The organism is Mucilaginibacter sp. (assembly GCF_025359345.1).
Classification (GTDB): Bacteria; Bacteroidota; Bacteroidia; order Sphingobacteriales; family Sphingobacteriaceae; genus Mucilaginibacter.
On record NZ_JANYGQ010000032.1, the window covers coordinates 161,453 to 177,584 of the forward strand.

Here is a 16,132-nt window from a genome sequence, read left to right on the forward strand (position 1 = left end):
TAAATTTACCAGTCGAACAAATAACACAAATCAATAACAATTGGTGTAATCATCCTCAAATCGGTGAAATCATAAAATCAAATCGGTGAAATCACAAAAACAATAATGTCTGCCCATATCCAAAACGCATTTCCGCACGATCCTACGCCACAGCAATTGGAGCTTTTTGATAAATTGCATACATTTTTGCTGAGCGAAGATGGCGACGAGTGTTTTATTTTGAAGGGCTACGCCGGCACCGGGAAAACCACCATTTTAGGTGCGCTAACAAAGGCATTGCGGGCCTATAATTTTAAGTATGTGCTACTGGCGCCAACGGGTAGGGCTGCCAAGGTAATTACCGCCTACTCGGGGCGCAAAGCCTTCACTATTCATAAAAAAATCTACCGGAAAAAAGCTGCATTTAATGTTGATGAGGGTTTTTCAATTGGGGAAAATATAGCTGAAAATACCTTATTTATTGTTGACGAGGCATCCATGATCTCGGACGATATTGGGGCAGGGCAAAAGGCATCGTTGTTGTTCGACCTCGTCAACTATACCTACAATACCAAAAATTGCAAGTTAATGCTGGTTGGAGATACGGCCCAGTTGCCGCCGGTAGGCTCGGATGATAGCCCCGCCCTTAACCCCAAACTGATGAAGGATAGGTTTGGGCTTGATATTTACAGCTATGAACTAACTGATGTATTGCGCCAGCAAAAAGATTCAGGTATTTTGTTCAATGTAACCAAGGTGAGGGACATCATCAGGCGGGGAAAGGAAAAGATGCCGCAGATAATTACAAAGGGTTATAAAGATGTTTACCGGATGGGGGGCGAGATGCTGGAGGAAGGGCTTAACTACGCCTACAACAAATACGGTAACGATAATACGCTGGTTATTTGCCGGTCGAATAAAAACGCCAATGCCTACAACCGGCAGATTCGCAACCGTATTTTATATCGCGAAGAAGAGCTGACCGGCGGCGACCAGGTGATGGTTGTGAAAAACAATTATTTCTGGATGGCGGAAAAGGAGGACAGCAGTACCGGCTTTATTGCCAATGGTGACATTGCCCGCATAAAAAAGGTTCGCCGTTTTGAAGATATGTACGGGTTTAGATTTGCCGATGTGCAAATGGAGTTTATAGATTATGCCGAAGACCCTGTTATTGATTGCAAAATAATGCTCGACACGCTGTACACGGAAGCCCCAGCCTTATTACAGGATGAGCAAAAACGCTTTTATCTTGAAGTGATGAAAGATTACGACCATATACCTGCCAAACGCGATAAATGGAAGGAACTAAAAACTAATCCCTACTACAACGCGTTGCAAATAAAGTTTGCCTATGCGATAACCTGCCACAAAGCCCAGGGCGGCCAATGGGACGCCGTTTTTGTTGACCAGGGTTTTTTAACCGACGAAATGGTAAATACCGATTTTTTGCGCTGGTTTTATACCGCTTGTACCAGGGCAGTGAATGAATTGTACCTGGTTAATTTTAACAAGCAGTTTTTTGTAAAGGGAGAGGAGGATTAAGGATTAGTCCTGAGTCTTTTGTTCTTAACCTTGAAGCTCCAAGGACATTCATCCGGGTCCAAACCTTTAAAGCGTTCCATTTTTGCACGCGGAACACCCGGAACGCTATGGAACATGCTGAATATCAGAATGTTTAAATTTTTTAAAAAATCCGAATGTTAGTTTATCTATAAATGACGACGAATACGCGGTTAAAAACTATTTGTTTTTTAAAAAACAAAACCCGGGATAAACCGGGTTCTGCCAACATATATCTCATAACTGGTTTAATATCACGGATCAATCATAGCCCATGTTTTCGGGCCTACAATGCCATCGCCAACTGCGCCATGTTTAATTTGAAATGCCCGTATTGCCGCTTCGGTTTTTGGGCCGAAATCACCATCGGCAGTTAAGCCAAGTTTGGTTTGTACAATTTTTACAAGGGCGGGGTCATTAGCCAGGCCACGCCGCAGAGTTGCGCGTGCAGGCTTATCACCGGCTGCCGGTGTTTCTACCGGTATAAGCACAGGATTGGCAGCGGTACCATCTAATATTTTCCCGACTGCCGCACGAAATTCGTCCATATCAAAGTTAGGGTCGGTTTTGCGGCCTTTGGGCAGTGCATATTCTTTGTGCCCGGCGCAAAACTCGGGGCCTTTTCCAATATGTTTTAATATAGCTGCTACACCGCGATGATAGGCTTCGATCTGCACGGCTGGCCACGGTGAATCGTCGCGGCCGCCGGTATTTTCAGCTTCAATGCCTATAAAACTGCTGTTGCCGCTGGTTATGCCCTGCCAGGAGCCTTCGCCTGCGTGGTAGCACCTGCCGGCAGCAACAACGTAATAGGTGCCATCGCGCCCCAATCCCAGTTGCGACAATGGGCCCTGCAGATCTGGCCTGCCCTTTATTAGCGTGTTAAGGGTCGGCATATTACCGCTGTTTTTACCAGGTGTTGCCGTGTGGTGGCAAAGTACACCTTTAACAGAACCCATATCGCCGTGGCCCCGTGTTTCCCAGCCCGGTGATTCTGCTACTTTTAATCCTGCGTTTATCAAAACGTAGGGTAACCATGTTAATGAAAATGCCATATTTTTTACATTCCTCCTTTTGATGCGGGTAAATCTTCGTCGTTAGTTAATTGTATAGGGTCGGCTTCGCAGCCATCGGGTTCTGTTGTATTGGTCTCCGCGGGTATTACGCCGGTTGTCGGTTGCGGTGCTGGGTTTATGTATACTACCTGTGGCTGCGGTTTCTGCGGGTCGCGCGAAGCCTCTTCGCCGCTTTTTTCATGTGGCTTAACGGTTGAGCGGATAATCATCACCTTGTTTAACATATCAAACCAAAACGGCGCGCCCAAAGTAGCAGCAAAAGCGGTAAGCAACCACCCTAACAGCGGGCCTAAAAGGCCGTTCCAAAACCCAAAAGGTGCCTTGGAATTTAATTCAGCAGCGGCAAGGGAACCGTCCCATCCTATAGGCAGCTTTAAATCGTTAAGTTCGGTTTTTGCGCTGTTGTAATCTTTGTTTTTGAAGGTGCTGTCTTTCGAAATCACTGAGGCCCTTTCAACCACAATCTTCCGGGCTGTGTCATTCTGCGACAGATATTTGACAATGCTTATGGTATTTACATTAAGTAACACGGTTACTGCCAGCGCTATCCAAAAAATAATCCACTGGGTTGAGCGTTTGTACCAGCCCGACACCCTGTCCATGCCGCTATTAAACCAGTCCTCAATATTCTTTTGCGCTTTATTCAGGTCGCCTTGTGCATTGTCAATAGCGTTTAACAATATGCGCTGAACAGGCAGGTTATCCATAGCGGCTACATTGTTGCGCATTGTTTCGAGGTTTATTACCGCTGCGCCTGCCGAGGAGTTATTGGCATTGGTTGGGGCGCCGTTTGCGGCAATATCCATTAATGCCATTGCGAAGTTTTTTGCCGGGATATACGATGGCAGATCACCACCTTTCGACAGTAAATCAGGGTCGGTTGTCTGTTTGCCTGCTACATAACTTCCGTTGAAAAGCCCGTTAATTAATGGGTGCTGGTAAAGGGCGGCGGCAAGGCCGTTACCATCCAAATCGTGCAGTAATTGGCGTATGCCTTGTTCGAGGTAAGCGGCGCGGGTTTTAAAACGCGACTCAATTCCTTCACGCACAGCTGTACAAATAGTGCTCACCAGGATGTATACAAATATTATCCCAATGGCAACCTCTAAAATGTTTGATCCGAACATATAGGTTTTATTAAGTGATTAGGAAGCGAGTTAGGTTGTTTAATTATGGGACTATAAATATCAGATAAAATATAAATATTAACAAATATTAAAGTATTTTTTTGGGGGTTGCCCGCTTATCGTTTTTTACTGTTATATCGTATATTAATCACCCTATTAGGGTGATTTGTTATTATATTAGTTTAGCGTAATTTGAACCTGGTTAAGGTAGCCCGTAACCGTTACTAAATAATTGACTTGAATAAGCTAATACACAATATATCCCGCTCAATAATTTACATTTTGGCGCCCTGGCTGATGCTTGCATGCGATAATGCTTCGGCGCAAAAATATGCCTTTGCACACTACGATACAGGTGATGGGCTGATACAATCGCAGGTAAATAACTTTTACCAGGACAACAGCCACCGGCTATGGATAGCAACCCTGGGTGGCATTTGCCGGTTTGATGGCAGCGATTACTACAACATATCGAAAGCCAACGGCCTTGCAAATAATTTTGCCTTTGTTGTTTATGCCGATTCGAAGGGAACTGCCTGGGTTGGTACTAACAAAAGTCTGTCGTCAATTAAAAAACAAACCGTTTACAATTACCCGGTTCCTGCTCAGGCCAACAAAGCTTTTGTGAGCAACATTGCCGAAGAAAGAAGTGGAACTATCTGGGTGATAATGAGCAACCATTTGTACAGGGTAAATGGCAGGAAATTAGAAACTGTTAATTTGCCTGATAGCCTGGATGTGCCCGTTAGTTGTATCACCACCGACAAAGCAGGCAGCCTGTACGCAGCCTTTGTGCATAAAGGAATATACAAACTGGAAAGCGACAAATGGAACCTGATCGCGCCTGTTAACGACGATATTGGCAGGTCTCTTATATTTAAAATACAATTCGATAAGTTTAATGGTAAAAGGCTCTTCTTGCTCACGGTTAAGGGTTTATTTATAGCTATGGACCGCGCTATAACGCCATGCCCCGATTTTAATATCGATAAAAGTGAGGGGCCCTTTATTAGCTTTGAGCAGGACGATGAAAACAACTTGTGGGTGGGTACCCAAAGGGGGGCCTGGTTTATCAGCAAACAAAAAACAATCCACTTTACAGCGGCTAATGGGTTGACTAATATCGCTGTATCGGATATTTATTGCGACGGAGACCACAACCTTTGGCTTGGTACGCAGGGGAGCGGCATGTACCGGTATGAAGGTGCTGGTCATGTTATTTATGACCAGCTGCAAAATGCAAACGCAACCCAGGTAGTAATGAGTATTGCGCGCGATAAACAGCATAATATTTTATTAGGCACTGCGGGCAATGGCCTGATTAAGTATAACAACGGCGTACTGAGCAATTTTTGGATGCCGGAAACAAACGCCGGGACCGCAATTATACAAAGCCTTTATACCGATAATGACAAAAACGTATGGATTGGCACCGACCATCTTGGAATATGGAAATACGATGGCGCGGCTTTTAGCCTGATAAAAGGTACGGAAACAAGATCGATCAACTATATAACTACTGATGATGATAAAACCTTGTGGATAGCAACCCCGCAAGGGGTCTATTACTATCAAAACAACAGCATGACCTATTTGCATGATGTTTCGTCATTCACGTCGGCGATATTGCCGTTAGGAAAAGATTCGGTTTTGGTAGGCACACAGGATGGGTTAAAGCTCGTGGTAAATAAAAAACTGGCTAGCCGTTTTAAGCCGGGTGTTTTACGCGAACTGTCGGTTATGTGTATGCTGCGTTACCAGGATAAAATATTGCTTGGTACCGACGATGGCGGGCTATATGTTTGGGACAGACAAAACGGTTTAGTTAAAAATTATACGGTAAAAGATGGTTTTAATGCAAATACTATTTACAGCCTTACCGCCGATGACAAGGGCGGTGTTTGGGTGGGGACAGGCCGTGGCATAAACAGGTTAACATTTAAACCCGGCAGTATGGCTTGTGTTATAAGCCAGGCAGGGATATCAAAAGATTTAATGGTTGAAACTAACCAGAATGCCAGCTTTTATGATGCTGACAAGATTTTTTTTGGTACTGTAAATGGGCTGGCAGTGTTAAATACTAACGACGGTGTTGTACGCGAAAATGCGCCGCATATATTAATACAGGCTGTAAAACTATTGGTTGAAGGCGAGAAAGAAACACAATTAGTGAACAATAACCCCAATAACTATTTAAAACTATCGGCCGGCCAGAACCACCTGTTAATAACATTTAAGGGGGTATATTTAAAAAAGCCAGAGGGGGTAACTTATCAATACCGGCTCACTGGCCTGGAACAACAGTTTAGTACGCCGGTGAACAGTGATGTAGTGGATTACCCATCATTACCGCCCGGAAAATACACGTTTGAGGTTAAAGCACTTAGCCCCGAAGAGAAAATCTCTTCGGGCGTTGCAATGTTTAAGTTTGAAATTACCCCGCCATTTTACCAGCAGCCCATATTCAGGGTGTTAGGCGTGCTGGTGTTGGTTTTAATTGGCTTTGCGCTTCAATATTTTGTGCACAGGCATCAAGCAAATAAAAAATTGGCTCATGAGGCATTAAAGCGGGAAGAAAAGCAAAAGCTACGGCAACAAACTGCCGAAGATTTTCATGATGACCTGGGCAATAAACTCACACGTATCACTGTACTTTCTGATGTGCTTCACACCAAACTGGATGATGACGATACCGAGCAGAAAAACCTGGTGGAACAGATACAGCAAAATGCAGTAGCTTTATATAACGGCACCAAAGATATACTTTGGGCGCTTGACCCTAAAAGCGACAATTTGTACGAAACACTTGTGCACATAAGAGAGACAGGGGTCGAGATGTTCCAGGATGTAAACATTAACTTCAGTTTTGGGGGAATTGCCGACAACTTCAGCCAAATGAGGCTTCCGATGGAATATAGTCGTAATATTACTATGATTTTCAAGGAACTGTTAACCAACATACTTAAACATGCCGGTGCCCACAACGTTGTTATTAATGTTGAGCAACCGGTTAAAAACCGCCTGACAATAAGGATTACTGATGACGGGAAAGGATTTGACGAACATAAATTAAAGCGCGGGCACGGTCTTGTAAACATAAAGGCAAGGGCAACACGTATTGATGCGATGTTTTCTATAAAAGGCGATTCAGGCAATGGTGCTATCGCCGAATTACAAGTTAAACTGGTATAGTTATGACCAACAGGAATATATTGGTAAGCATAATTGAAGATGATGATACCATACGCAGCGGGTATTCATTTTTGATAGGAAATACCGAAGGGTATGAAGTAGTATCGTCATACAGCTCCTATGACGCTGCTGCGCATAAAATTGCAAGTGATAAGCCCGATGTTATCTTGCTTGATATTGAAATGCCCGGTACTAACGGCGTCGACGCCATCCCGCGGTTAAAGAAACTGCTACCGCATGCCCACGTGTTGATATTAACGGTTTACGAGTCGGAGAAGCTGATATTTGAGGCGCTCGCAAACGGGGCATCGGGCTATTTGACCAAAAATACGCCGTCGGCCAAAATTATCGCCTCGATAAAAGAGGTTAAAGAAGGAGGGGGGCCAATGAGCATTAATATTGCTAAAATGGTAATCAGGTCGTTTCAGAAAAACAAGGAATCGCCGCTCTCAAAACGTGAAACCCAAATTCTTGAAGAAATAAGCGTCGGGAAAAGTCGCAGCCAGATAGCCAATGAATTGTTTATTGACCTGGAAACTGTGCGGAGCCATATCAAAAATATCTACCTTAAACTCAATGTAAACTCGCGTGCCGACGCCATAAAAACCGCCCGGGAAAACCGGCTCATTTAATCCACGTTGGGCTGTTGAAATCTTATTCACACAGCGCGCAACGGCACTTTTTATAAAAATTCACCCCATTGGGGTGATACCATAGCATTTTTTATAAAGCTAAATTTGATATGTGCTGATAGCTGATATTACCGCTCTCCACATTATGCAAAACTGTTATGGAATATTTAAAAATTTTAAAAAATAACAATATCATATACAGCGGTACCCGCAACCACAAATGCCCGCAACAGCAAACGGCCGACTTTACTATGCGGTTTGTGTTTTCGGGCAATGAAAATTATAGCATAGGGCGCCGGAACCTTACAATTTATCCCGATTCGTTCCTGGTATTAAACAAGGGGACACAATATTCCAGCATAATTGATTGCCCGTTCCCGGTTCACGCATTTTCAATAAGTTTCGACAAGGAGTTTATCGATGGCTTTATAAACAACGACGAGCCGCTGGAGCCTTTTTACGGGAACAGCCAGGATTTTGAATTTAATGAAACCATATATCCATTAAAAGGAGATATGTTTTTCAACGTAAAACAGCTAAAATATCAACTGGATAATGGAATGGACGATGAAAGCGTAATAAATGAATACCTCGGTCAATGCCTCATTAGCTATTTCAAAATCTATAACGAAGAAATATCCCAAAAAACCGGGCAGTTGAACTTTTTTCACGAAAGCACCCGCGTTGAAATATTGCGCCGCTTGAACCGGGCCAAAGAATACCTGTATACCAATTATAACCGCAATATTGGCCTTGATGAACTGGCCGAGTATTCGTGTTTGTCGGTAAATCACCTTTTACGCACTTTTAAACAGGCCTTTAATTTAACGCCACACCAGTTTTTGATTCAACTACGATTGCAACGCGCACAGGTACTGCTGCGAAATACAAATTATCCTGTAGGCGAAGTGGTTAACCTCATAGGGTTTGAGTGCCCCAGCTCCTTCATCAGGCTATTTCGTGAGCACTTTCAAACCACCCCGCTCAAGTATAGGCAAACTGCCTGATTTATTTAGGAACGAAGCAAAATATAGGTAAAAAATGATCCCAGTATTAGGTCGTTAATCGTCGATTTTAACTCAGGAGAAATCCTTCAACCGTTCAAAATCCTCTTTTGTATCTATATCGATACTGCCCAACACAAATGGCACGGTGGTTATGTTCACCTCGTGCTTTAGCATCAGTTGTTTGGCACCTTCGTTACCTTTTAGTAAAAGCAATTCCGGAAAGTAATGACTGTCGAAAAGTACCGGGGGGCCAACCGCTTTGTCATATGCGCAGGCGGTGATACTTTTAGGGCTGCTTACGGCCATAAGCTGTGACAAAAGTTCGGCAGTTACAAACGGCTGGTCGCATAACATTAATATTATCGACGAAATTTTTGCATGATTTGTTTGCAGATGAGCGATACCTGCCCGGATGGATGACGACATGCCTTCACTCCAGGCTGCATTATAGGCTATTTCTACTGGCAAGCTTTCAATAGTTGGGAGGATTATATCATTATTTGCCCCTAAAACAACAATAACCGGGTGACAGCCGGAAGCCAAAGCGATTTCAATGTTTCGCTGTAGCAGGGTCTGCTTTTTGTAAACTAAATTCTGTTTTGGCGTGCCAAACCTGCTTGACGAACCCGCCGCCAGGATTACGATCCCTGTCATTTTTTATTTAGTTTTTCCCTTCTTCGGCCGTAGCGGTTTGCTGCATTACCGGCTTAATGTGCCGGGTGTGCACCGCTTGTTTGTCCCTTAATGAATTAACCGCTTTTTTATTTAATACCGCCTGTATCTCTGCAATAATCGAAAGCGCTATTTCATCCGAATTTTCAGAGCCGATATCAATGCCTGCCGGGCCGAATATACTTTCTAATTGATCATTTGCAACATTAATTCCTTCTTCCTTCAATTCATCAAGCATTCTTTGCAATCTTTTTTTAGGGCCCAATGATGCTACGTAAGGCAATTTCAAAGTTAACAGCTGTCTTAGCATCGCCATGTCATAGTTGTAGTTGTGGGTCATCAATATCATCGCGGTCCGGTCATCTAAAACAATATTTGCAAGTGCTTTATCTGGCTTGGCAATAACGATTTTTTTTACCTGCGGAAAGCGCTCCGGCACCGCATAATTTGCCCTGCCATCAACCATGGTTACATGCCAGCCTAAAACCGAAGCAAACTGAACTACCGGGATAGCATCGTTGCCCGCGCCAAAAATCACCAGTGAAACAGCGGGCTGCAAAAGCTCAATAAAACAAGTATACCCATTGCCGTAAACATAGGTTTTAGTTACGGAGTTTCCATTTTTAAGCACGTCCATTGCATCTGCCAGCACGGCGTCTTTAATTTCTTCGTCAACAATGCTCCCTTGTGTGGATTCATCGGCTTTCATCAATAAACAGGTGCCAGGCTGCGGGGCCTGTCTGTCGGCAAGCGAAAACATGGTAATCAGCACAACGGGCTCCCTTTTGCTCAAAAACTGTTTGAACAAAGCAATAGGGGAGTTTTCTTTAGCAGGGAATATAGGTTCAATAAGGATATGGATTATACCGTTACACCCCAGGCCCACACCAAACTTTGCATCGTCGTCATCCGTAGTGTCATATGTAACCAGCATGGGTTTGCTTTGCGCCATTGCCAGTCGCGCCTTTCGCAGGGCATCCCCTTCCAGGCACCCGCCGCTTATAGCACCCGTAAGCTGTCCGTCTTCGGTAACCAGCATGCGCGCACCTGCACGCCTGTACGACGAACCCTCAACCAGCACAACTGTTGCCAGCGCTGTTTGCTTGCCGGCTGCGTTTGCTTTATCGAATGCGTTAATAATATCGTTTAGTTCTTTCAATGCCGATGCTTAGATAAACAAATATAATGCAATGGGTTAAAATTAACGTTATCGGCAATTTTAAATGTGCTTTTGTAAATAATATGTTATTTAACACATAAAAAGTACAATTAACAAACAATAGGCTAACTTGTATTATTTACCTTTACAAAAGCATCGTACAATAAAATATTGGCGAAGTTGTATTAACATTTTAAAACTTTATTGCTTGTTAACAGATAATCACGGACGGAAAATTAATTACCTGCGCCTTGCGGTGACAGACCGCTGTAACCTGCGCTGTTTTTATTGCATGCCCGAGGAAGGTTTGAATTGGCTGTCGCGTGCGCAGTTAATGACATACGAAGAAATGCTGCAAACCTGTGCCCTGTTGGTTGGAATGGGTATCGAAAAAATACGCATTACCGGGGGTGAACCATTTGTACGCAAGGATATAATGAAGCTTTTAACGGCTATATCAAAACTCGATGGATTAAAGGAGTTAACGCTTACAACCAACGGCGTTTTGACAGCCCCTCATGTAAGTGAGTTAAAACAAATTGGCGTAAAATCGGTGAATTTAAGTTTGGATACACTTGATGCCGGCCGTTTCTTCAGCATTACCAAACGCGACGAATTTGCCAATGTGATGGCAACTATGGACGAGCTATTAAAGCATGATATAGAAGTGAAAATAAACGCAGTAGTAATGGATGGCAAAAACACACAGGATATAGTTCCCTTAGTTGAGCTGACAAAAGAACTGCCGGTAAGCGTTCGTTTTATTGAGGAGATGCCTTTTAATGGCGATGGCCATGTATATTCGGGTATTAAATGGGACTATGTGCGCATTTTGGACGAGATAAAAACCGCTTATCCTGGTATTGCCAAATTGGAAGACCCGCAATATTCAACTTCATATAATTATCAGGTTCCTGGTTATTTAGGGAGCGTTGGCATAATTGCTGCTTATTCGCGTACCTTTTGTGGTACCTGCAACCGCATACGTATTACGCCGGAAGGTGAGCTAAAAACCTGCCTCTATGATAATGGTGTGTTGAACATAAAAGACCAATTGCGCGCCGGAGTTAGCGACAGTGACTTAAAAACTATGCTGCTCACCACCTTTAACACTCGCGCTAAAGACGGCTGGGAAGCGGAGCAATTACGGACCGAAAACGTAAGAATACATGAATCAATGGCCACCATTGGTGGTTAATAGTTTAACATTACAAAGCCGGTGCTATGATAACTGTTGAGGAAGCCGAAAAAATAATACTTGCACAGGCAACGGATTATGGTGCTGAAATTATCCCGTTTGAGCTGGCCCTGGGCAGGGTACTGGCCGAAAATATAAAAGCCGACCGCGACCTGCCGCCATTTGACCGGGTAACTATGGATGGCATTGCCATTAATTACGACGCTGTTGCAGATGGTATAAGCACTTTTAAGATAAAAGCCACCCAGGCTGCCGGAGATGAACCGGTTGAAATAGAAGAGAATGACGAGTGCGTAGAGATAATGACAGGGGCAATGCTGCCTGCATCGGCCGATACGATAATCCGCTATGAGGATCTGTCGCTTCGTGCCGGTTTGGCAACGCTTGTAACGCAGGAGATAAAACGCGGGCAGAATATTCACTACAAGGGTAAAGACAAAAAGCATAACGACCAGGTAGCCGAAATAGGCCAGGTAATAACGCCGGCGCTGATCAGCATGATAGCCTCGGTTGGCGAAACGGAGTTAAGGGTGAAAAAGCTGCCCCGGGTAGTTATTATTTCTTCGGGCGATGAACTGGTTGAGGTCGACCAAATCCCGTCGCCATACCAGATACGCCGGTCGAACAATTACACGGTAAAAGCAGTTTTACAGCAGCATAATATTGAAGCCAATATGCTGCATTTGCCGGATGATCCTGAGGTTATAAAAAAACAATTAAAAACCTGCCTTGAAAATTATGACGTATTGTTGCTTAGCGGCGGCATATCGATGGGCAAGTTTGATTATATGCCAAAAGCGTTGGAAGAACTGCATGTGGAGCAATTGTTTTATAAGGTGCAGCAGCGCCCGGGAAAGCCGTTTTGGTTTGGCAAGCACAATAAAGGGCCGTTGGTTTTTGCTTTCCCTGGCAACCCTGTAGCCACGTTTATGTGCCTCCACCGCTATTTTTTACCCTGGTTAAATGCATCGGTAGGGAAGGAGCCGCAAATAACAATGCGGGCTGTATTAAATAACCGGGTAAGCTTTCATCATCCACTAAAATATTTTTTGCAGGTAAAACTAGACCAAAACGAATACTGCCAATTGGTAGCTACCCCGGTTGAAGGCAATGGCTCAGGCGATTTTGCTAACCTGACGGATACTGATGCGTTTATGGAGCTGCCTGCGCAGCGCAATGAGTTTAAAAAGGGAGAGGTTTTTAAGATATATACTTTTTAGTTTTGAACAGTGGTTCGTACAAAATTGACGGAATAAAAAATGCTAACGCACATAGATAATAAAGGCAACCCTACAATGGTAGATGTATCTGTTAAACAGGTTACACATCGTACAGCAACGGCGCGTAGTATTGTATTTCTTCCCGCCGAAGTTCTGGAACATTTAACTAACGATGATATACAGACCAAAAAAGGCTCTGTATTTCAAACGGCAATAATTGCCGGTATTATGGCAGCTAAAAAAACAGGTGATCTGATTCCGCTTTGCCATCCACTGGGTTTGGACAACTGTAAAATAGAGATCGGCTTTAATGAGAAACAAGAAGTGGTTATTGATTGCACTGCAAGCATCACTGCTAAAACCGGAGTAGAGATGGAAGCCCTGGTTGGTGCCTCGATAGCTGCTTTAACTGTTTACGATATGTGCAAGGCTATGAGCCACGATATAATAATAAAGGAAACGAAGCTAATTGAAAAATCAGGGGGGAAACGTGATTTCAAAAGAGCATAGCAAACATACGGCCCTTGTTAGGCCCGCATTCGGAACGTTTAACCGCAACGAGTGGGCAATTGTTGGCGCACCCTGCACTAATATTAAATTATTGGCCGGCCAGGTTATCAGCGCTTTACAGTCAAATTACAAATGCGCTTATGTTGATACCACACACAACGATCACGTTGTTCAATTACCGGGTAAACTAGCTTCGGGTGCTGTATTCGAATATACCGACGAAATTAATTACCGCCAACTGAATTACAGCACTGATTTTAACAGTTTTAAACTGCGGGAAACATTTGCAGCGGCCGATTTGGTAATGGCAAACGGCAACCATCACCAATGCAAAGCGCAGGTGGTTATTATCAGCGAAAATAAAACGGCGTCCTTACAAAAAAGAATCGACCAGCTAACCAATGTACAGCTATTGCTGCTGGCCGATGGTACAGAAGATGTTTTCGACTTTATTAAGGATGCAATACCGAACTGGCAGCAACTGCCGCTTTACCAGGTTAGTGACATTGAAAACATCGTTACATTTTTTAAAACACAAATGCAAAAAGCCAAGCCTGTGTTAAACGGACTGGTACTAGCGGGCGGCAAAAGCCAGCGCATGGGTTTTGATAAAGGCGAGGTTAACTGGCACGGCAAGGCACAACGCTATCATATGGCCGATATGCTGAAAGCGTTTTGTAGCGACGTTTATATTTCGTGCCGTACCGATCAGCAACAGGAAATTGACGCTTCTTACACGAGCCTGCCGGATACTTTTACCGGTCTTGGGCCTTATGGCGCCATATTATCTGCATTTAGAGAAAAACCAGACAGCGCCTGGTTGGTTATAGCATCAGATTTACCGCTGATGGACAAACCCGCATTACAATATTTGACAGATAACCGTGACCCCTCATCTGTCGCCACGGCTTATAACAGTCCGCAAAATGAATTCCCGGAACCGCTGATAACCATTTGGGAGCCAAAGAGCTATCCCGTGCTGTTGTCTTTTTTGGCGCAGGGTTATTCGTGTCCCCGCAAGGTTTTGATAAATAGCGATGTTACACTTTTAAACGCACAGAACCCAGACGTGCTTACCAATGTTAATACACCCGATGAACTGGAACGTATAAAAAGAGTTCTTCATCAAAAAATAGCTGCAGAATGAATCCCGAATTTTTACGATACAGCTGCCAGATAGCTTTGCCCGGTTTTAGCGAACAAAGCCAACATCAATTACAAAACGCCAGGGTACTGGTGGTTGGAGCAGGAGGACTTGGCTGCCCGGCTGCCCAATATTTAACAAGCGCCGGCATAGGCACCATCGGAATCGCCGATTTTGATATCGTATCAGAAAGTAACCTGCACCGCCAGGTATTATATGGCCCGGCGGATTTTGGCTTAAAAAAAGTTGCAGTGGCCTGCGAACGCTTACAAAAACAAAACCCGGATGTAAAATTAGTGCCGCACGATGTAAGGATAACATCGCAAAATGTAATGGAGTTGATCGCCGGTTACGACATAATAGTTGATGGAACTGATAATTTTGAAACCCGTTACCTTTTAAACGACGCTGCGGTGTTGAGAGGCATACCACTGGTTTATGGCGCTATTTACCAGTTTGAAGGCCAGGCAGCGGTGTGGAACTATAAATGCCCTAATGGCAAACTATCGCCCAATTACCGCGACCTTTTCCCGAGCGTAAACGCTGCCCAAATTCCTAATTGTGCTGAAGGTGGTGTAATACCCACCCTTGCCGGGATAATAGGCTGTATACAGGCAAACGAAGTGATCAAATATACTACCCAAACCGGCGAGCTGCTGGCCGGGAAGATTTTGGTTTTCGATGCACAAACCATGCAAAGCCGGGTAATAAAAATTGGTGAGGCAACCCAAACCCATATAACAAAGCTGGTAGAAACGATGGTGATCCCAACCCTAACGGCTGATGAATTAAAAAATGATTTAGCGCAAAGTGCGGTCAAGCTAATTGATGTGAGAACAGAGGAGGAACGCGAAGAATTTAACATAGGCGGAGAACACATCCCCATAGCTAACGTTCTTGCTAATGTAGATGCTATTGCTCAAAACAATAAAACAGTTTTCTATTGCACAACAGGTAAACGCAGCGCCGAAGCGGTGAAAATCGTCAAAAATAAATACCCGGATGCAAATGTGTTTTCGTTAGAGGGCGGAACACGATTGATAGATTGGAACGATTAGCAGGATAAAACATTCGAAAGATTAAAAATCTTGTAAATCCTCAGCATCCTTAAATCGTGTTAAGGATGCGCTGCCACCCAAACTTCGCCATCTTCAAAAATTTCTTTTTTCCAGATAGGCACGGTTTGTTTCAATGTATCAATGATGTAACGGCATGCATCAAACGCGGCAGCACGATGTGCAGCTGATACAGCAATAACCACAGGCACCTCGCCAACGTCCAATACTCCGGTACGGTGATGTATCAACACCTTTTGCACCGGCCATTTTTCAAAAGCCTGGTTGGCGATTTTCTCCATCTCGGCAATGGCCATTGGCTCATAGGCCTCGAACTCCAGCCGGATTACTTTTTTGCCTTTGGTTGCATTACGCACAGTACCGATAAATACATCGATGCCGCCTGATTCGGGCGACATGATCCAATCGATGGAAGACTGGGTGTTGAGCGAAGTAGTGGATATTTGGATTTGCTTAAACAATTTATTACGTTTATAAAGATTATCAAATTGCACCTAAATCATGTCGCGATTTTACTCATTCCGGTTTTAAAAACCCTTTCCCAATATGAATAATAGTTCAATCGTGGTAACATCAT

Annotated in this window: 14 protein-coding genes; 9 read left to right on the forward strand and 5 right to left on the reverse strand. The window is 43.9% G+C overall.

Going from position 1 to position 16,132, the window contains the following annotated elements:
- Positions 1-105: 105 nt before the first annotated feature.
- Complete coding sequence (locus tag Q0R52_RS21145) at positions 106-1,524, forward strand: AAA family ATPase (protein ID WP_295798164.1); 1,419 nt, start codon at positions 106-108, stop codon at positions 1,522-1,524.
- Positions 1,525-1,796: 272 nt separating this feature from the next.
- Here the strand turns inward: Q0R52_RS21145 and Q0R52_RS21150 are convergent, their stop codons facing one another.
- Positions 1,797-2,597: an N-acetylmuramoyl-L-alanine amidase gene (locus tag Q0R52_RS21150; protein ID WP_252790465.1), complete on the reverse strand. Its 801-nt coding sequence runs from the start codon at positions 2,595-2,597 to the stop codon at positions 1,797-1,799.
- Positions 2,598-2,602: 5 nt separating this feature from the next.
- Entirely contained in the window at positions 2,603-3,745 is a 1,143-nt protein-coding gene (locus tag Q0R52_RS21155; protein WP_295798169.1) for a hypothetical protein, read from the reverse strand.
- A 237-nt stretch (positions 3,746-3,982) separates the two neighbouring features.
- Here Q0R52_RS21155 and Q0R52_RS21160 point away from each other — a divergent pair, with 237 nt between their 5' ends.
- The 3 genes from Q0R52_RS21160 (at position 3,983) to Q0R52_RS21170 (ending at position 8,576) form a co-directional block, all read left to right on the forward strand.
- Positions 3,983-6,937, forward strand: a complete 2,955-nt coding sequence (locus Q0R52_RS21160) for a sensor histidine kinase (protein ID WP_295798174.1) — start codon at positions 3,983-3,985, stop codon at positions 6,935-6,937.
- A gap of 2 nt (positions 6,938-6,939) precedes the next feature.
- Positions 6,940-7,569, forward strand: a complete 630-nt coding sequence (locus Q0R52_RS21165; protein WP_295798176.1) for a response regulator transcription factor — start codon at positions 6,940-6,942, stop codon at positions 7,567-7,569.
- A 158-nt stretch (positions 7,570-7,727) separates the two neighbouring features.
- Positions 7,728-8,576, forward strand: coding sequence for an AraC family transcriptional regulator (locus Q0R52_RS21170; RefSeq protein WP_295798179.1), 849 nt, complete (start codon positions 7,728-7,730; stop codon positions 8,574-8,576).
- 72 nt (positions 8,577-8,648) lie between these two features.
- Here the strand turns inward: Q0R52_RS21170 and Q0R52_RS21175 are convergent, their stop codons facing one another.
- Together Q0R52_RS21175 and Q0R52_RS21180 are read right to left on the reverse strand one after the other, a co-directional pair.
- Entirely contained in the window at positions 8,649-9,230 is a 582-nt protein-coding gene (locus Q0R52_RS21175; protein WP_295798182.1) for a nucleotidyltransferase family protein, read from the reverse strand.
- Positions 9,231-9,237: 7 nt separating this feature from the next.
- Positions 9,238-10,407 (reverse strand): XdhC/CoxI family protein, encoded by a 1,170-nt coding sequence (locus Q0R52_RS21180; RefSeq protein ID WP_295798185.1) that lies wholly within the window; start codon positions 10,405-10,407, stop codon positions 9,238-9,240.
- Positions 10,408-10,615: 208 nt separating this feature from the next.
- Between Q0R52_RS21180 and moaA the strand changes: the two genes are divergently transcribed.
- Genes moaA through Q0R52_RS21205 form a run of 5 tightly spaced genes read left to right on the forward strand, consistent with a single transcriptional unit; the run spans position 10,616 to position 15,537 of the window.
- Entirely contained in the window at positions 10,616-11,605 is a 990-nt protein-coding gene (gene moaA, locus Q0R52_RS21185; protein WP_295798187.1) for a GTP 3',8-cyclase MoaA, read from the forward strand.
- A gap of 26 nt (positions 11,606-11,631) precedes the next feature.
- Positions 11,632-12,825: a molybdopterin molybdotransferase MoeA gene (locus tag Q0R52_RS21190; protein WP_295798191.1), complete on the forward strand. Its 1,194-nt coding sequence runs from the start codon at positions 11,632-11,634 to the stop codon at positions 12,823-12,825.
- A gap of 39 nt (positions 12,826-12,864) precedes the next feature.
- A complete protein-coding gene (gene moaC / locus Q0R52_RS21195; protein ID WP_295798194.1) occupies positions 12,865-13,335 on the forward strand; it encodes a cyclic pyranopterin monophosphate synthase MoaC in 471 nt (156 codons plus the stop codon).
- Positions 13,295-14,482, forward strand: coding sequence for an NTP transferase domain-containing protein (locus Q0R52_RS21200; RefSeq protein WP_295798196.1), 1,188 nt, complete (start codon positions 13,295-13,297; stop codon positions 14,480-14,482). The genes moaC and Q0R52_RS21200 overlap by 41 nt, the downstream gene beginning before the upstream one ends.
- Positions 14,479-15,537: a HesA/MoeB/ThiF family protein gene (locus tag Q0R52_RS21205; RefSeq protein ID WP_295798198.1), complete on the forward strand. Its 1,059-nt coding sequence runs from the start codon at positions 14,479-14,481 to the stop codon at positions 15,535-15,537. The genes Q0R52_RS21200 and Q0R52_RS21205 overlap by 4 nt, the downstream gene beginning before the upstream one ends.
- 59 nt (positions 15,538-15,596) lie before the next feature.
- On the opposite strand, the gene Q0R52_RS21210 is transcribed toward Q0R52_RS21205, so the two are convergent.
- A complete protein-coding gene (locus Q0R52_RS21210) occupies positions 15,597-16,016 on the reverse strand; it encodes a molybdenum cofactor biosynthesis protein MoaE (RefSeq protein ID WP_295798201.1) in 420 nt (139 codons plus the stop codon).
- Positions 16,017-16,132 lie beyond the last annotated feature (116 nt).

What these genes read in the sequence shown, in the direction of transcription:
- Q0R52_RS21205 (WP_295798198.1), top strand. Translation starts at nt 14,479, where the DNA reads ATGAATCCCGAATTTTTACGATACAGCTGCCAGATAGCTTTGCCCGGT.
- Q0R52_RS21155 (WP_295798169.1), bottom strand. Translation starts at nt 3,745, where the DNA reads ATGTTCGGATCAAACATTTTAGAGGTTGCCATTGGGATAATATTTGTA.
- Q0R52_RS21170 (WP_295798179.1), top strand. Translation starts at nt 7,728, where the DNA reads ATGGAATATTTAAAAATTTTAAAAAATAACAATATCATATACAGCGGT.
- Q0R52_RS21175 (WP_295798182.1), bottom strand. Translation starts at nt 9,230, where the DNA reads ATGACAGGGATCGTAATCCTGGCGGCGGGTTCGTCAAGCAGGTTTGGC.
- Q0R52_RS21145 (WP_295798164.1), top strand. Translation starts at nt 106, where the DNA reads ATGTCTGCCCATATCCAAAACGCATTTCCGCACGATCCTACGCCACAG.
- Q0R52_RS21190 (WP_295798191.1), top strand. Translation starts at nt 11,632, where the DNA reads ATGATAACTGTTGAGGAAGCCGAAAAAATAATACTTGCACAGGCAACG.
- moaC (WP_295798194.1), top strand. Translation starts at nt 12,865, where the DNA reads ATGCTAACGCACATAGATAATAAAGGCAACCCTACAATGGTAGATGTA.
- Q0R52_RS21150 (WP_252790465.1), bottom strand. Translation starts at nt 2,597, where the DNA reads ATGGCATTTTCATTAACATGGTTACCCTACGTTTTGATAAACGCAGGA.
- Q0R52_RS21165 (WP_295798176.1), top strand. Translation starts at nt 6,940, where the DNA reads ATGACCAACAGGAATATATTGGTAAGCATAATTGAAGATGATGATACC.